The following is a 14,575-nucleotide window of genomic DNA, read 5'->3' as shown; positions in this document are numbered from 1 at the left end:
GCCTTGCTGTTCCACCTGCTCAGCAAGCTCTACGAGCGCACCAGCGTGGTCATCACCACCAACCTGAGTTTCAGCGAGTGGGGCGGCGTGTTCGGCGACGCTAAGATGACCACGGCCCTGCTCGACCGGCTCACGCACCACTGCCACATCCTGGAGACCGGCAACGACAGTTTCCGGTTCAGGAGCAGCTCGGCCGAACCCAGGAACAGGAGGGCCAAAGCACCCGCTTGACCCGCGGCCACAGCCCGCGGGACATATCCCTGCACGGGTCAGTTCTCGATGAAAACCCCGGGTCAGTTCTCAGCGAAACTCAACATCGAGGTGATCCGCGCCAACATCGACACGCACGAGGTGACCCCATGAACGCGACTGTTCGCCCGGAGACGGCGACCCCTGTGCATCCGGCGCTCATGTCCCGGCGCAAGGTCTACCCCAACGCCCCCCACAGCTACGCCGATCACGAGATGGCGCAGGCCCGCGCGAACCAGCGGCACGCCGCCCTCACGCTGCTCGTGGACAAGCTGGAGACCGCCCTGGGCAACGCGAACGCGCGGCTCCAGCGGGGCCATCAGACCGACGACACGGTGGAGACGCTGGACCTGCTCTGCGCGTGCGTGGATCGGGTCGTGCCCGACCTCACGGCGCACATCGAGGATCTGGAGGAAGTGCTGTGACGGAGAAGGCGATGCACGCCGCCTGGGGCGCGTTCTGCGCCGCGATGGGGAGGACGGTCTGATGGAAGATCGCATGTCTTGGCGCTGGTGGTACCGGAACCCGCGCTACCGGCTCGCCATGAAGCTGCGGTGGTGGGCAAAGCGTCTCGACCCCGCGCATGACGCCCGCGAGCGCGCAAGAGACCGCGCCCTAGACGGCTACAAGCGCGAGCTTTCTCAGGCTTGGCGCGAACTGGACCGCAAGGCTGAGGAGATCGCGCGCCTCCGCCGGCTCGATGCCTTTCTGTCGGGGCGGACCACCCCATGACCCCCGCCCTTTCCGAGGATCAGGCGCCGTTCTTCGATCCTGCGATCCGCGACGAGCCGCACATCCGCGAGGCGCTGGATACGCTCGAAAGGTGGCTCCGCACTAAGGACCACCGCCCGCCGCGCCAGCTCGCGGAGGACATTCGATACCTCATGAACACAGCCTTCAGCAGGGGAGTGATGCGGTGATGACCCTCCTCCACATCCTCGGCGGCGGCATCCTCTACGCAGGCTTCCTACTGCTGCTCATCGCCCTCTTCGCGCTCGTGGGGGGGTGAGATGGGCAAGATCGAGAGCTTCGGCGAGGCGGCCGACGACCGCGGCGATGCGTGGGAGACGGGCGCATGACCCCCACCGCGCATCGTGATCTCGCGGCGCGGCTGGAGGCGGCCGAGGGGGCGAGTAGGGAGTTGGATGAGGCGATCATGCACGCCCTGTTCGACCGCGAGGAGCGTCACATCGGCGCCGAGGAGGAGCAAGACGACGGCTCCTGGGCTCCTGTGAAGGATCGGGTCTGGGTCAACCGGACGACCGGGAAGTGGGTGAGCACGCACGCGCTCAACTTCACCTCCAGCCTGGACGCCGCTCTGACGCTGTTGCCGGAGGGCGGCGAGTGGTCCCGCCACCGTGGCGCGAATGACCGGATGACGATGGCCGTGTGGGCGCCGGGTATGGTCTCGATCTACGCGCAGGCCGCCACCCCCGCGCTCGCGCTTGCCGCCGCCGCGCTGCGTGCGAGAGCGGCGATGATGGAGGAGCAGGGATGAGCGCGCACCCGAACTGGAACGGTCGCCCGCCGGAGGAGCATGAAGGGGCGCCGGCGCATCTGCTGCGGGATGCTGCGGGTGCACAGTGGACCGCCTCAGTCCGTGACGGATGGTGGCAGATCGCCGGGCGCCCCTACGTCGCACGCGTCAACCAGGGAGGCCTTCTCGAAGGCTGGTCCTACGTCTCGCCCCTCTACCCGATCACCCCCGCCCAGGTCGCGGAGGCGGTGAAGGCGGAGCGGGAGAATGAGCGGGCTGCGTGCCTCGCTGACTGTGACGCGCACATCAAGGACATGAACGAGCGGGCCGAGGTGAGCCGTCGCAACGGAGATTTGGATCTCTCCCTTGCGTATCACGACGGCGCCGTTGCGGGCCGCATGATCGCCAACCGCATCCGCGCCCGCAGCACCCCCACCCCGGAGCCCACCCATGACGCATCCTGAACCCTCCCCCTCGCAGCGGGACGAGACGGGCGTGGTAACGCGCGGCTACGAGGCCGTGAACAAGGCACTCCGCATGGCGAAGAACGACCCTAAATGGCGAAGAACGACCCTAACGGCAAGCTGCTGCGGGAGGTCATGGAGGACCGCGCCGCAGCCCCCACCCCGGCGCAGGGCGGCGAGGCGGAGGCGGTAGAAGCTCTCTGCCAACGCATCGAGCGGCTTTACAGCGAGGAGGCGGACGGCGCGGAGAACGCAGGCAAGACCGCGCTCCCGCTCACGTTGCAGGAAGCGGTGAACCGCCTCCGCGCCCTCCCCGCCCCATCGGCGCCCGGAGCTGAGGTGATGCGGCTGCGGGAGGTGCTGGAGGTGATCGAGCGCCAGTCCGGGAACGTCGCTTACAACGTCGCGCAGCCGGACTGCCCGATGCCGACGCGCGAGGACATCGTCCAGTGGGAACGCGAGCGCAAGGATATGATCCGAGCCGCCCTCGCCCCCGACGCCGCGCCCGAGGAGGGAGCATGAACCAGAGTGTGAACGGCGATGGGCACTACCGCCCATTTGAGGTCCATTATGGCTACCTTGGAAGGCGGTGGGCCATTGAGATCATGGCAACTTCCTTTGAGGACGCCGAGGCGAGGGTTCGTGCGCTGGCCTTCGCCCGTCTTGGAGGCGAGATCGTGCTGCACGTACCGGTCGCGCCGCGCACGGGCTGGTTAAACCGATTGGTTCGCCGTCTTCTCGGCGCCGCGCCCGAGGAGATCAGCCGTGGGTGAACAGCGAGCGCAGCACCGCATCCCCGTTTCTGCTGCAAAGAAGGTGGCGGACCAATTCGACCTGAAGCAATGCCTCCTGATCGGCTGGGACGGGGAGCGCGTGCACGTCGTCACCTACGGTCAGACGGAGGCGGATTGCGAGGCGGCAGCTAAGGCGCAGGACTTCTGGACCGGCCGCATCCGCGAGTTCTCGTTCAAGGGAGAGGCGTCATGAGGTGCGGTTACTGCGGGTCACCCCTGCACCCGATCAGCCATTGCCCGAAGACATGGGGTGGATCAGTTCGGCACGCGCAGTTGCGCTGCACCTACTGCGGCGGGACCGACCACAACTATGAAGGCTGCGCCAAGCACGCGGGCGGCGGGAAGATGCCGGGCGCGGTGCGGATGGTGAAAGGGGGATGGCGCCAATGAGCAATTGGAAGCCGATAGAGACGGCGCCGACCGACTACACAGAGATCATCGGCATGGACGCGCGCGGGCATGTGTACCGGACGTGGTGGTTCGCACCCTCGTCCATGACGAGAGACTGGCTGCGCGTGCCGGGCAACAAGGAGTGGAAGCCCCTATGGTGGATGCCCCTCCCGCCCCCGCCCCGCAGTCCCGATGCCGCCGAGGGCGGGGAGGTGGTGGGGTGAGCGAGAAGATGAAACCGACGCGCTACGTCATCATCAATGACTGCGACGCTCCTGAGCCCAGGATGGTCTGCCAGTGGGTGCCGGGGGTCGGCTACTGCTACCTCGACCGGCGAGGCATCAAGCCAACCTATGATGGCATGACCGGGACGCACGCGACCCCGGTTGAGGCTTTCGGCTTCGTGTGGACGGATAACCCAGACGGAACGGTGAGCTTCTACCGGTCGGAGCGCCCGGTGACCGCCACTTACCAGGACGGCAAGCTCCGCCGCTGGCAGGACCGCGCTGACGGTTTTGAGTTCCGGCGTCTTGTCGCCGGAGCCCTCAAGATGCCGGAGAACCCCCATGCCTAACGCACAGCCTCCCGCCAGCATGGACGGGCCGGGCGGGGTGGAGGAAGCGGCCATCCGTGACGTGCGCGTCTCGGCCTGGTTCGACACCAACACCTTCGAGAAGAAGCACGGGGTGCAGGTCTTCGTCCCGGGGCGCGGCTGGCTGCATCTCGCAGTCGGAGGGGTCGCCGCGATCTTCGACACGGCAGAGGAGGCCAAGGCCCAGGCCGATGAGGTCAAGCAGCAAGCCTCCCTCGCCAACCGGCCGGAAGGAGGCGGGGATGGCCGCTGATCGCATGGGCAAGAAGGTCGAACAGGTTGCGTCTTCGCTGCTCGCTACGTCGCTCGGCCTTTACTCGGGCCAGGACGCTCGCGTTGGGATGCGCTCCGGCATGGGGGACGCCGCGACCCTTTGCGACGAGATCGCGGAGGAAATCGCGCTCGGTGGGCGCCCATCACAGCGGCGCGCCGAACTGGCAGCCGTAGCCACACGGTGCGCCGACGCAATCGAGGCAATGCGTGCTCAGGTGGAGGTGCCCCGTGACTAACCCCACCCCGCAACACCCCCCTCCCCGCCCCCTTGGCCGATCTGCTGGCGGCCGGGCGGATACAGGTTCAGCAGAACGCGGCTGGCGACTGGCTCTGGTGGTGGAAGGAAGGGGAGGAGGAGAAATGACGCTCGATCGCGCGAAGGAGATCAACAGCCTCCTTACCCACGCCTGGATGGTGTGGAGCGGCATCTACGCGGGCGAACCTCCTTCTCTTCAGGGCATCAGCCTGGCCGAGGCGGAAGAGGCGTCACGCGTTATCGCCGCACATCCGGGGGAGCGCCTACCTTGTGGGAGGGTGCGGCTCACTAGCCATGTCCATGTCAGCCGCGTCCCGAGGCTCTACGCCTGGGCGGTGGTTCGGGGGCAGACCGCGCCCGCCCCCGTCGAGGAGGGCCGAGATGCCTGAACGCGCCGCCCCTCGCCTTCTGACCCGCGCGCAGCTCCGCTGCTACCTCGGCGGCCTGGACTGGTCCGCCGTGTCGCAGCGGATCGCCAATGGCCGCATCCCCGGCCCGCTCTGGGGCCTGGCGCCCACCGACCCGGCCGCGCGCTGGGACCGGCGGGCCGTGGACCGGGCGCTTGACGCAGCCTCCTCCATCCCGGCGTCCATCGAGGATGACGCCCGCAGCCTGGACCGAGCCCTTGGCCTCATCTGACGACAACCAGCGCCCCCAGCACGTCAAGCAGGTGAAGGGGCGCTGGTATTGGGACCCGCCCGACCGGCTACGCAAGAGCCACGGCCTCAAGACCGTGGCGCTGGGCGGAGACACCCCAAACGCATGGGCCGCCGCACGCAGCCTGAACAAGGAGCACCTGGCGCTTGCCGCGGAAGCGCCCCTGCCAGGGAGCGTGGCCTGGCTCCTGGGCACCTTCAATGAGACCGACCGCTTCAACGGCCTGGCCGCCAGCACCCAGAAGGACTACCGGCACCTCGCCAGGGTCCTGGGCGGCGTGGAGGTGGGCAACACCACCCTGGGGCGGATGGCGGCCATGTCGATCCGGCCCCGCCATGCCGATGGGCTGTTCGCCAAGCTGAAGGCCGAGCGCGGCCTGCATACCGCGCACTATGCCTGCCGCTACGCGCGCCGGGTCTGGAAGTGGGCGGCCCGGAAGGAGCTTGTCGGGCCGGTGAACCCCTGGGCCGGGATGGAGCTTCCCACCCTGCCCGCGCGCAAGACACTCTGGACGAAGAAGCAGGTCGATGCCGTGGTGGCCGGCGCCTATGAGCAGCAGCGCCCGAGCCTGGCCCTGGCAACCCTCCTCGCCTACTGGCTGGGCCACCGCGAAGGGGACGTGCTGTCCCTGACCTGGGAGGCTCTGGGGGAGACCCACCGGGAGACCTCGAAGACCGGCGCACAGCTTCCGGTCGTCCTGTCAGCCTATCCCGAGCTGGTGGAGGCCATCGCCGCGGCGCCACGGGGCAAGGTCCATGTGGTCGAGCGCGAGGGTACCTGCACCGCCTACAACGAGCACACCTTCCGGCATGAATGGCGGGCCATCGCGGACCTGGCCGGCATCCCTAAGACACACCAGTTCCGGGATCTGCGCGCGACCGCCCTCACGGAGCTATCCGACAGCGGCGCCGACATCCTGCACATGCGGACCCATGGCGGCCACAAGACGGCGGCCATGGCAGCGCGCTACGCGAGGCCCACCGCAGAACAATTCAAGCGTGCGGCGGCGGATCGGATGGCGGCTCGTGAGGCTGCGGAGCAGGGAAACCGCCCGGGAAGCAGGGAAACTGACGTCCCCGCGAAGCCCGTAAGTGCCCGTAAATCCTGATGGAATGGTGGGCGCACAAGGGCTCGAACCTTGGACCCGCTGATTAAGAGTCAGCTGCTCTACCAACTGAGCTATGCGCCCATGCCATCCGGCATTCCCGGGCTTCGCGACCAGCGCTCGTCTCGGGTGGGCGGCCTTCTACCCCATCCAGCGAGGAGGTCAACCCCTTCCTCCGCTCATTCCCGCGCGACAACAAACTCCGCGTCCCGGTGAACATAGGCACTGCCCAGCAGCCCGAATCCGAGCATCACCGTCAGCATGGCCGAGCCCCCATGGCTGATCAGCGGCAGCGGCACCCCGCCCACCGGAATGCTCCCCGTCACCATCGCCACATTCACGAAGACATAGAGGAAGAAGTTCATCCCCAGCCCCAGCGCCAGCAGCCGCCCGAACTGGTGCCGGCACCGCAGCGCCGTCAGCATCGCGAAGAGGATGACCAGGGCCAGCAGCCCCAGCGTCCCCAGTGCCCCCACCAGGCCGAATTCCTCGGCGATCATGGTGAAGATGAAGTCCGTCTGCTTCTCCGGCAGGAAGTTCAGGTGCCCCTGCGTGCCCTGCAGGAAGCCCTTCCCCCACATCCCCCCGGAACCGAGCGCGATCTTGGACTGGATGATGTTGTACCCCGCCCCCAGCGGATCGCTCTCGGGGTCGAGGAAGGTGGTGATCCGCGCCCGCTGGTAGTCGTGCAGCCGCTCATAGGCGATGGGCGCGGCGAAGCCGACGCCGGCGGCCAGGATGGCGAATTTCCACCACCGCACCCCCGCCGCCCAGAACATCGCCGCCCCGACCATCCCCGTGATCAGCGCGGTGCCGAGATTGGGCTGCTTCAGGATCAGCGCCACGGGCACCAGCACCGCCAGGGCCGGTGGAAGGAGGAACAGCGGATTCCCCATCCGCTCCCAGGTCGCCCGGTGGAACCAGGCGGCGAGCGCCACCACGAGCAGGATCTTCATCAGCTCGGAAGGCTGGAGCTGGATGGGCCCGATATCGATCCAGCGCTGCGCGCCCTTGCCGATATTGCCGTGCAGCAGCACGAGCACGAGAAGCCCTACCCCGACGGCATAGCCCACCCAGGCGAACCGGGCGATCACCCGGATGTCCACGAGGGAGAGCGAAAGCATCAGCACCAGCCCGAAGCCGAAGCGAAGCGCGTGCTTCGTCGCATAAGCCTCCGGCGCCCCGCCCCCGGCGGAATAGAGCGCCACATAGCCCACCCCCGCCACGGCGCAGAGGATGAGCACGAAGAGCCAGGGGATCTGCCAGAGCTTCTCCAGGATCCCGAAGCTGTGCTGCCGCATGAGAAGGCGGCGCTCATAGATGGGCTGGTCGCGCAGGATCATGGGCGGTTCCCCCCCGGCCCGGCCTCCGCCACCCGGGCGGGCGGGGCGGTCACGGGCTGGCGGAAGCGGTTGATGGTGTCGGCCATGATGTCGCGCGCGATCGGCGCCGCGGCGCCCGAGCCGCTGGTGCCATGCTCGACGATCACCATCACCGCGTATTGCGGGTTCTCATAGGGCGCGAAGGCCACGAAGAGCGCATGCGGCCGCCACTCCCGCGGCATGGATTCCACCCGGAAGCCCCGCTCGCGCTGCTCGCGGCTCACCCGCCGCACCTGGGTCGTGCCGGTCTTGCCCGCCAGCTGGCCCATATTGGCGGGCAGGCGGGCGCCGCGCGCCGTGCCCCCCTCCTCGTTCACCACGGCCCACATGGCCTCCCGCACCAAGCGCAGGTCCCGCTCGGGGATGCCCAGGGAAGGCCAGTCCTCCGGCCTCACCCCCTTCACCGGCCTCCCGCCGACCGAACGGGTCAGATGCGGCTGCACCGCCCGCCCCGTCGCCAGCCGCGCCGTCATGGTGGCGAGGGAGAGCGGGGTGAGCTGGTAGAAGCCCTGGCCGATGCCATGCACCACCGTGTCGCCCAGGTTCCAGGGCTTGCCCTGGGCCAGGCGCCAGTCCCGCGTCGGCATCAGCCCCCGCCGCGTGCCCGGCAGCTCGATCTCCAGGTCCACGCCCAGCCCCAGCCGCCGCCCCATGGCCGCGATCCGGTCGATGCCCGTCCGCTTGGCCATTTCGTAGAAATAGACGTCGCAGGAGTATTTGATCGCCCCCCGCATATCGAGGCTGCCATGGCCGTAGCGGGAGTGGCAGTGAAAGCGCGTATCTCCCAGGTCGTAATAGCCGGGGCAGGAAACCCGCTCCCCCGGGGTGCAGACCTTCGCCTCCAGCGCCGCCAGCGCCACCACCATCTTGAAGGTGGAACCGGGGGCATAGAGCCCGTTGGTCGTCTTGTTGATCAGCGGCGTCTGCCGCTTGCTCGTCCATTCCCGCCACTGCGCGGCGGAAACCCCGGCATTGAACACGTTGGGATCGAAGGAGGGCTGGGTCGCCATGGCCAGCACCTCGCCCGTCCGGGCATCCAGCACCACGGCGCTGGTCCCCTCCTCGCAGCGGGCGCGCACGGCCCTCTGCAACTCGGCATCCACGCTGATCTGCACGTCCTGGCCGGGCTGCCCCTCGCGCCGGTCCAGCTCGCGGATCACGCGGCCCACCGCATTCACCTCCAGCCGGATCGAGCCCGCCCGCCCGCGCAGCGCCTTGTCGTGGAAACGCTCGATCCCGGCCCGACCCACGCGGATGCCCGGCAGCTCCAGCAGCGGGTCCTCCCCGATATCGGCCTCGGCCGGCGGCGCCACATAGCCCACGACATGCGCCAGATGCTCGCGCTCCGGATATTCCCGGGTGGTGCCCACATCCACCGAGATGCCCGGCAGGTCCGGCGCGTTCATCTCGATCCGCGCCATCTCCTCCCAGCTCAGGAACTCGCGCACCGTCACGGGGATGAAGCGCCGCCGCCGGCGCACCTCGCGCTCGATCCGCGCCCGCTCCACATCCGTCAGCGGCACGATCCGGTGGAAGGTATCGAGCACGGCCGGCACGTCCCGCGCATCCTCGGCCACGATCAAGGCGCGCCAGTTGAGCTGGCTGCCCGCGATCACCTTGCCCTCCCGGTCCAGCACCCGGCCGCGCGGCGGGGCCACCAGCCGGGCGGAGATGCGGTTCTCCTCGGCCAGGGTGGCGTAGCGCTCCCCCTCCTCCACCTGCAGCTTGTTCAGCCGGTAGCCCAGGAAGCCCAACGCCCCGAGCTGCACCGCCCCCAGCATCAGGGCCCGCCGGGTGAAGACGCTCCGGCGGGCCGCCTCCTCCTTCCGCGCCGCGCTCATCGGTGCCCCCTCATGCCAGCGCCTCGGCGCGCTGCATCGCGCGATGCCCCCGGGCCATCAGCCAGGCCAGGGGCGGGTAGATGCCAATCGTCAGGCCCAGCTGCGCGATGGCCGGCACCGTCGGCGGCGCCTGCCAGCCCAGAAGAGCCTGGAGAGTGTAGCCGAGCCCCACCGCCAGCACGGCGAAGCCGCAATAGGCCAGCCAGACCAGCAGAAAGGACTGCTTCGCCAGCACCCGCCGCAGCCGCAGCGCGGCCGCATGCACCAGCAAAAGGGTCAGCACTCCAATCCCGAGCGGCGCGAAGCCCAGCAGGTCCTGCAACAGCCCGATCCCGAAGGCGGCCGGCGCCGGCATGGAAGCCGGGCGGAACAGGCTCCAGAAGAACACCCCGGCCAGGGAGACGGCCGGCAGCAGCGAAGGCAACCCCACCGGCGCCGCCGCCAGGATCATGGCCGCCACCGTGGTCACGCTCGGCGCGGCGGAACGCGCCAGCGCATCCAGCCGTGCCAGCAACCCGGGGGCGGAGGCGGGGCGTCCCTTCCGGGCCATCGGCTCAGCGCCGGGGCCGGGCGGCCGGGTCGGGTCGCGCGACCGCCTCGGGCGGCAGGATGCCGGCGAGGCCGAACTCGAAGATCCGCAACAGGTCCAGCCGGTCGAGCTGGGCGAAAAGCTCCACCTCCGGCCAACCCGTCTCGCCCAGCCGCACCACCCCCACGGGCAGGCCGGCCGGGAAGGTGGCCGATTCGGCGGAGGTCACGACGCGGTCCCCCTCCTGCGGCTGCATGCCCGAGGGCCAATGCTGCAAGCGCGGCCGCGCGCCATTCGTGCCGACCATGATGGCCCGCGCCCGGGACCCCTCCAGCACGACGGGGATGCGGCTGTTCATGTCGGTCACCAGAAGAATGCGCGCAGACCGGGCGCCGACCTCGGTGACGCGCCCGGCCAGGCCCCGCTCGTCCAGCGCCACCTGGCCCTTCTGCACCTGCAGGAAAGGCCCGGTCGAAATCAGCACGGCCCGCGCATAGGTGCCCCCGGCATCCGCCACCACCCGCGCCGTGCGGAACTGCGGCGCCGGGTCAGGCACGAAGGAGAGCTGCCGTCGCAGCAGCGCATTCTCCGCCTCCAGCGCCAGGGCCGCGGCCTGCCAGCGATGCAGGCGGTCATTCTCCTCCCGCAGCCGCGCCGCCTCCCCGCGCAGGTCCAGCAGCATGCGGGCCTCGCCCACGGCCTGGCGCACCGCCCCGATCGGCTCGGCGGCCACGGAGTAGAGAGGCGCCAGCAGATCTGCCAGCGCCATCCGCGTCCGCTCGACGAAAAGGGCATCGGCCTTGCCGAGCAGCATGGTGCCGAAGGCGGCCGCGATCAGAACAGGGACGGAAAGCCGCGCCAGCGCCTGCCGGAGAGGGACGCTCAGACGAATCATGCCGATCTCCCCTCCCCCTCAGCGGAACGTCGCTCCGATATGGGAGGACCGCCGCACAAAAGTTTGATCGTGAAGAATATTTATAGAACGTGAACGACACGGGATCACCCGTGCCGTCGCTTCCCCGGGGATATCAATACATCGAAGACAGGACGTGGCGCAGCCGCTTCATCTCTTCCAACGCACGGCCCGTCCCCAGGGCCACGCAGGACAGCGCCTCCTCGGCCACGCTCACGGGAAGCCCCGTCGCCTCCCGCAGCACATTGTCGAGCCCATGCAGCAGCGCCCCGCCACCGGTCAGGACGATGCCCTTGTCCACGATATCGGCAGCCAGCTCGGGCGGGGTGTTCTCCAGCGCCACCTTCACCGCCTCGACAATCTGCGAGACCGGCTCGGCCAGGCTCTCGGAGATCTGGCGCTGGGAAACATAGACCTCCCGCGGCACGCCATTCATCAGGTCGCGCCCCTTCACCTCCGTGATGGGCCCCTCCTCCCCCGCCTCGGGCGGGGCCGCGGCACCGATCTCCATCTTGATCCGCTCGGCCGTGCTCTCGCCGATCAGCAGGTTAAACTGGCGGCGGATATAGGAGATGATGGCCTCGTCCATCTTGTCCCCGCCCACCCGGACGGAACGGGCATAGACGATGCCGCCGAGGGAAATCACCGCCACCTCGGTCGTGCCGCCCCCGATATCCACGATCATGGACCCCGACGGCTCCGTCACCGGCAGCCCGGCCCCGATCGCGGCCGCCATCGGCTCCTCGATCAGCAGCACCTTCCGCGCCCCTGCCGACTCGGCGCTCTCCTGGATCGCCCGGCGCTCCACGGCGGTGGAGCCGGACGGCACGCAGACGATGATCATGGGAGAGGCAAAGCTCCGCCGGTTATGCACCTTGCGGATGAAGTGCTTGATCATCTCCTCCGCCACCTCGAAATCGGCAATCACGCCGTCCCGAAGGGGCCGGATGGCGGCAATGTTGCCGGGGGTGCGGCCCAGCATCAGCTTGGCCTCCTCCCCCACCGCCAGCACCTGCTTGCGGCCGCGGATATCGGCGATGGCCACCACCGACGGCTCGTTCAGGACGATGCCCCGGCCCTTCACATAGACCAGGGTATTCGCCGTGCCGAGGTCGATGGCCATGTCGGCGGACAGGAAGCCGAACAGGCGGGAGAACATGCGGGGGTGACCTCGGGAAAGGGCGTGGAAAAGCCGGACGGGCCGGGCGAGGGGTGACTAGCGGCAAGGGCCGGGCCGCTCAAGCCGGAAACGCGCACCCTCCCCCAAGATGACATGGCCGCAACCGGCCAGGACGGGGCGCGTTCCAGCACCATCGATGAACAGGACCAGGAACAAACTGATGCGGAAGACCAGCCTCGCCCTCCTCGCCGTCGCCAGCCTCGGCCTCGGCGCCTGCGGCTACAGCACCGGTGACCGGGCGGTCTCCGGCGGTCTCCTCGGCGCCGGCGCCGGCGCGGCGATCGGCTCGCTCTCCGGCAGCGCCGGAACCGGCGCCCTGATCGGCGGCGCGGCCGGTGCCGCCGGCGGCGCCCTGACCAGCGGCAACGACATCAACCTCGGCCGCCCCGTCTGGCGCTGACCCTCCCGGGGGCGCCGATCTGAGAAAGGGCACCCCGCAAGGGGTGCCCTTTTTCTTTGCCTTGGGCTGACGGTCTGACCCGGGGAGAGGAAGAAGGAATTCTTCCTCTCCCCGGACCCGTCGAAGGCAGTGCCTTCGACCCATCATCTTTTTCTTCGAGTTTGGAATCACTCGGCTGTCGGTGCGCCTGAGGTCTTGGACCTCAGGCGACTGAAGACGCAGGAAAGGCATCCTTCAACCCGAGACCCCACCGATCCGGGGTATCCACGGCAGTCCGATGGGGTTCCAAGGGCCTCAGGCCCTTGGCGGGTGGAGGGCAGAGCCCTCCTCTAACCCCCCCAAAAAACCCCGATCAGGCCGCCGGAGCCGCCGCCATCTCCGCCGGCGCCGTCCGTTCCCGCTTCACCAGCAGCTTGTTCAGCGCGTGCACATAGGCCCGGGCGGAGGCGACGATGGTGTCGGTATCCGCCCCCTGCCCGTCCACCAGCTTGCCCCTCTCCTCGAAGCGCACGGTCACGCGCGCCTGGGCATCGGTTCCGCCGGTGACGGACTGCACGGCGTAGAGCTTCAGCGCCACCTCATGCGGGTAGGCGGCGCGGATGGCGTTGAAGGTGGCGTCCACCGCCCCGTCCCCGGCCGCGATGCCCTCCTGCTCCTCCCCGTCGATCTCCAGCTTCACCGCCGCCATGGGGCGGGTGTTCAGGCCGGAGGTCACGGTCAGCGCCGTCAGCTTCACCCGGTCGTTCTGGCGAACCACCTCGTCATCCACCAGCGCCGAGATGTCCTCGTCGTAGACCACCTTCTTGCGGTCGGCGAGGTCCTTGAAGCGGCGGAAGGCGTCGTTCAGCGCGTTGTCGCCCAGCTCGTAGCCCAGCGCCTTCAGCTTGTCGCGGAAGGCCGCCCGGCCCGAATGCTTGCCGAGCACGAGGGAGTTGGTGGTCCAGCCGACGCTTTCGGGCGTCATGATCTCATAGGTGGAGGCATCCTTCAGCACGCCGTCCTGATGGATGCCGCTCTCATGCGCGAAGGCGTTGCGCCCGACGATCGCCTTGTTCGGCTGCACGTCGAAGCCGGTGATGGTGGCCAGCAGGCGCGAGGTGCGCAGGATGTTGGGCGTGACGATGCCGGTCTTGCGCGCCAGCGCATTGCCCCGCGTCCGCAGCGCCATCGCCACCTCCTCCAGGGAGGCGTTGCCGGCGCGCTCGCCGATGCCGTTGATGGTGCATTCCACCTGCCGCGCACCGGCCTGGATGGCGGCGAGGGTGTTGGCGACCGCCAGGCCCAGGTCGTCATGGTTGTGGGTGGAGAAGATCACGCCATCCGCGCCCGGCACGCGCTCGCGCAGCATGGTGAAGATGCGCGTCATGTCCTCGGGCAGCGCGTAGCCGACCGTATCCGGCACGTTGATCGTGGTGGCGCCGGCCTTGATGGCCGCCTCCACGCAGCGGCACAGGAAATCCGGATCGGTTCGGCTGCCATCCTCGGCGGACCACTCCACGTCGTCCGTATGCTGGCGGGCCAGCGTCACGCTGCGCACCACGGCGGCCAGCACGTCCTCGTTGGACATGCGCAGCTTCACCCGCATGTGCAGCTCGCTGGTCGAGATGAAGGTATGGATCCGCCCGCGCGCGGCCGGCTTGATCGCCTCCGCCGCCCGGATGATGTCCCCATCCGCCGAGCGCGACAGGCCGCAGATCACCGGCCCGCCCTTGGCGAAGCGCGTCGCGATGGAATGCACGCTCTCGAAGTCGCCGGGGCTCGCGATGGGGAAGCCCGCCTCCAGCACATCCGCGCCCAGCTCCGCCAGGCTCTCGGCCATGCGCAGCTTCTCCTCCAGGTTCATGGAGAAGCCGGGGGACTGCTCGCCGTCGCGCAGCGTGGTGTCGAAGATGATGACGCGGTCGTCGGCGATCTTGCCGAAGCTGGGATGATTGCTGGCCATCTGTGCCGTTCCTTGAATGCCGTGTGCCAATGTCGTGTCGATGACATGCGGGCGCGTCGCCCGGGGAACCCCCTGAGCGATGCGGGCCAGTCAGCCGCGCGTCACGCCCAGGGGCGGCGAAGTCGAAGGAG

The 14,575-nt window shown here is 68.9% G+C and carries 23 protein-coding genes and 1 tRNA gene; 17 read left to right on the top strand and 7 right to left on the bottom strand.

Annotated elements, in window-relative coordinates; translation table 11 throughout:
- The 16 genes from BUB97_RS22505 to BUB97_RS22425 form a co-directional block, all read left to right on the top strand.
- On the top strand, positions 1–231 hold a 231-nt coding region (locus tag BUB97_RS22505; RefSeq protein WP_175562718.1), incomplete at its 5' end, for an ATP-binding protein.
- Between the two features lie 128 nt (positions 232–359).
- Positions 360–674 carry a hypothetical protein gene (locus BUB97_RS22500; RefSeq protein ID WP_139281429.1) on the top strand — a complete coding sequence of 105 codons (315 nt, stop codon included), beginning with the start codon at positions 360–362 and terminating at the stop codon, positions 672–674.
- A 61-nt stretch (positions 675–735) separates the two neighbouring features.
- The gene (locus BUB97_RS22495; protein WP_139281428.1) at positions 736–981 is read left to right on the top strand and encodes a hypothetical protein; all 246 of its coding nucleotides are present in this window, start codon (positions 736–738) and stop codon (positions 979–981) included.
- On the top strand, positions 978–1,169 hold the full coding sequence (locus BUB97_RS22490; RefSeq protein WP_073139248.1) for a hypothetical protein: 192 nt from the start codon (positions 978–980) through the stop codon (positions 1,167–1,169). Before BUB97_RS22495 ends, BUB97_RS22490 begins: the two co-directional genes overlap by 4 nt.
- Positions 1,170–1,324: 155 nt before the next feature.
- Positions 1,325–1,747, top strand: a complete 423-nt coding sequence (locus BUB97_RS22485; protein ID WP_073139245.1) for a hypothetical protein — start codon at positions 1,325–1,327, stop codon at positions 1,745–1,747.
- Complete coding sequence (locus tag BUB97_RS22480; RefSeq protein ID WP_073139242.1) at positions 1,744–2,190, top strand: hypothetical protein; 447 nt, start codon at positions 1,744–1,746, stop codon at positions 2,188–2,190. The genes BUB97_RS22485 and BUB97_RS22480 overlap by 4 nt, the downstream gene beginning before the upstream one ends.
- A 93-nt stretch (positions 2,191–2,283) precedes the next feature.
- The gene (locus tag BUB97_RS22475; RefSeq protein WP_073139240.1) at positions 2,284–2,712 is read left to right on the top strand and encodes a hypothetical protein; all 429 of its coding nucleotides are present in this window, start codon (positions 2,284–2,286) and stop codon (positions 2,710–2,712) included.
- Positions 2,709–2,963: a hypothetical protein gene (locus BUB97_RS22470; protein ID WP_073139237.1), complete on the top strand. Its 255-nt coding sequence runs from the start codon at positions 2,709–2,711 to the stop codon at positions 2,961–2,963. Before BUB97_RS22475 ends, BUB97_RS22470 begins: the two co-directional genes overlap by 4 nt.
- Positions 2,956–3,177 (top strand): hypothetical protein, encoded by a 222-nt coding sequence (locus BUB97_RS22465; protein ID WP_073139235.1) that lies wholly within the window; start codon positions 2,956–2,958, stop codon positions 3,175–3,177. The genes BUB97_RS22470 and BUB97_RS22465 overlap by 8 nt, the downstream gene beginning before the upstream one ends.
- A 193-nt stretch (positions 3,178–3,370) precedes the next feature.
- Positions 3,371–3,598 carry a hypothetical protein gene (locus BUB97_RS22455; RefSeq protein WP_073139229.1) on the top strand — a complete coding sequence of 76 codons (228 nt, stop codon included), beginning with the start codon at positions 3,371–3,373 and terminating at the stop codon, positions 3,596–3,598.
- The gene (locus BUB97_RS22450; RefSeq protein ID WP_073139226.1) at positions 3,595–3,948 is read left to right on the top strand and encodes a hypothetical protein; all 354 of its coding nucleotides are present in this window, start codon (positions 3,595–3,597) and stop codon (positions 3,946–3,948) included. Before BUB97_RS22455 ends, BUB97_RS22450 begins: the two co-directional genes overlap by 4 nt.
- Positions 3,941–4,219, top strand: a complete 279-nt coding sequence (locus tag BUB97_RS22445; protein WP_139281427.1) for a hypothetical protein — start codon at positions 3,941–3,943, stop codon at positions 4,217–4,219. Before BUB97_RS22450 ends, BUB97_RS22445 begins: the two co-directional genes overlap by 8 nt.
- Positions 4,209–4,475, top strand: coding sequence for a hypothetical protein (locus BUB97_RS22440; RefSeq protein ID WP_073139220.1), 267 nt, complete (start codon positions 4,209–4,211; stop codon positions 4,473–4,475). The genes BUB97_RS22445 and BUB97_RS22440 overlap by 11 nt, the downstream gene beginning before the upstream one ends.
- Positions 4,476–4,599: 124 nt before the next feature.
- Positions 4,600–4,884 (top strand): hypothetical protein, encoded by a 285-nt coding sequence (locus BUB97_RS22435; RefSeq protein ID WP_073139217.1) that lies wholly within the window; start codon positions 4,600–4,602, stop codon positions 4,882–4,884.
- Positions 4,877–5,134: a hypothetical protein gene (locus BUB97_RS26410; RefSeq protein ID WP_073139214.1), complete on the top strand. Its 258-nt coding sequence runs from the start codon at positions 4,877–4,879 to the stop codon at positions 5,132–5,134. Before BUB97_RS22435 ends, BUB97_RS26410 begins: the two co-directional genes overlap by 8 nt.
- Positions 5,121–6,260 (top strand): tyrosine-type recombinase/integrase, encoded by a 1,140-nt coding sequence (locus BUB97_RS22425; protein ID WP_073139212.1) that lies wholly within the window; start codon positions 5,121–5,123, stop codon positions 6,258–6,260. Before BUB97_RS26410 ends, BUB97_RS22425 begins: the two co-directional genes overlap by 14 nt.
- A gap of 5 nt (positions 6,261–6,265) precedes the next feature.
- On the opposite strand, the gene BUB97_RS22420 is transcribed toward BUB97_RS22425, so the two are convergent.
- The 6 genes from BUB97_RS22420 to BUB97_RS22395 form a co-directional block, all read right to left on the bottom strand.
- A tRNA-Lys gene (locus tag BUB97_RS22420) sits at positions 6,266–6,341 on the bottom strand.
- A gap of 95 nt (positions 6,342–6,436) precedes the next feature.
- Entirely contained in the window at positions 6,437–7,600 is a 1,164-nt protein-coding gene (gene rodA / locus BUB97_RS22415) for a rod shape-determining protein RodA (RefSeq protein ID WP_073139209.1), read from the bottom strand.
- Positions 7,597–9,480 carry a penicillin-binding protein 2 gene (gene mrdA / locus BUB97_RS22410; protein WP_073139206.1) on the bottom strand — a complete coding sequence of 628 codons (1,884 nt, stop codon included), beginning with the start codon at positions 9,478–9,480 and terminating at the stop codon, positions 7,597–7,599. Before mrdA ends, rodA begins: the two co-directional genes overlap by 4 nt.
- A gap of 10 nt (positions 9,481–9,490) precedes the next feature.
- A complete protein-coding gene (gene mreD, locus BUB97_RS22405; protein ID WP_073139204.1) occupies positions 9,491–10,030 on the bottom strand; it encodes a rod shape-determining protein MreD in 540 nt (179 codons plus the stop codon).
- A gap of 4 nt (positions 10,031–10,034) precedes the next feature.
- On the bottom strand, positions 10,035–10,904 hold the full coding sequence (gene mreC, locus BUB97_RS22400; RefSeq protein ID WP_073139201.1) for a rod shape-determining protein MreC: 870 nt from the start codon (positions 10,902–10,904) through the stop codon (positions 10,035–10,037).
- 133 nt (positions 10,905–11,037) lie between these two features.
- The gene (locus BUB97_RS22395; protein ID WP_073139198.1) at positions 11,038–12,081 is read right to left on the bottom strand and encodes a rod shape-determining protein; all 1,044 of its coding nucleotides are present in this window, start codon (positions 12,079–12,081) and stop codon (positions 11,038–11,040) included.
- A gap of 181 nt (positions 12,082–12,262) precedes the next feature.
- On the opposite strand from BUB97_RS22395, the gene BUB97_RS22390 reads away from it, so the two are divergent.
- Positions 12,263–12,502 carry a YMGG-like glycine zipper-containing protein gene (locus BUB97_RS22390; RefSeq protein WP_073139196.1) on the top strand — a complete coding sequence of 80 codons (240 nt, stop codon included), beginning with the start codon at positions 12,263–12,265 and terminating at the stop codon, positions 12,500–12,502.
- Positions 12,503–12,854: 352 nt separating this feature from the next.
- On the opposite strand, the gene BUB97_RS22385 is transcribed toward BUB97_RS22390, so the two are convergent.
- Positions 12,855–14,444: a 2-isopropylmalate synthase gene (locus tag BUB97_RS22385; RefSeq protein ID WP_073139193.1), complete on the bottom strand. Its 1,590-nt coding sequence runs from the start codon at positions 14,442–14,444 to the stop codon at positions 12,855–12,857.
- Positions 14,445–14,575 lie beyond the last annotated feature (131 nt).

This window comes from Muricoccus roseus (assembly GCF_900141905.1).
Classification (GTDB): domain Bacteria; phylum Pseudomonadota; class Alphaproteobacteria; order Acetobacterales; family Acetobacteraceae; genus Roseomonas; species Roseomonas rosea.
The sequence above is the reverse complement of the archived record's forward strand: the minus strand, read 5'-3'. Positions and strand labels throughout refer to the sequence as shown.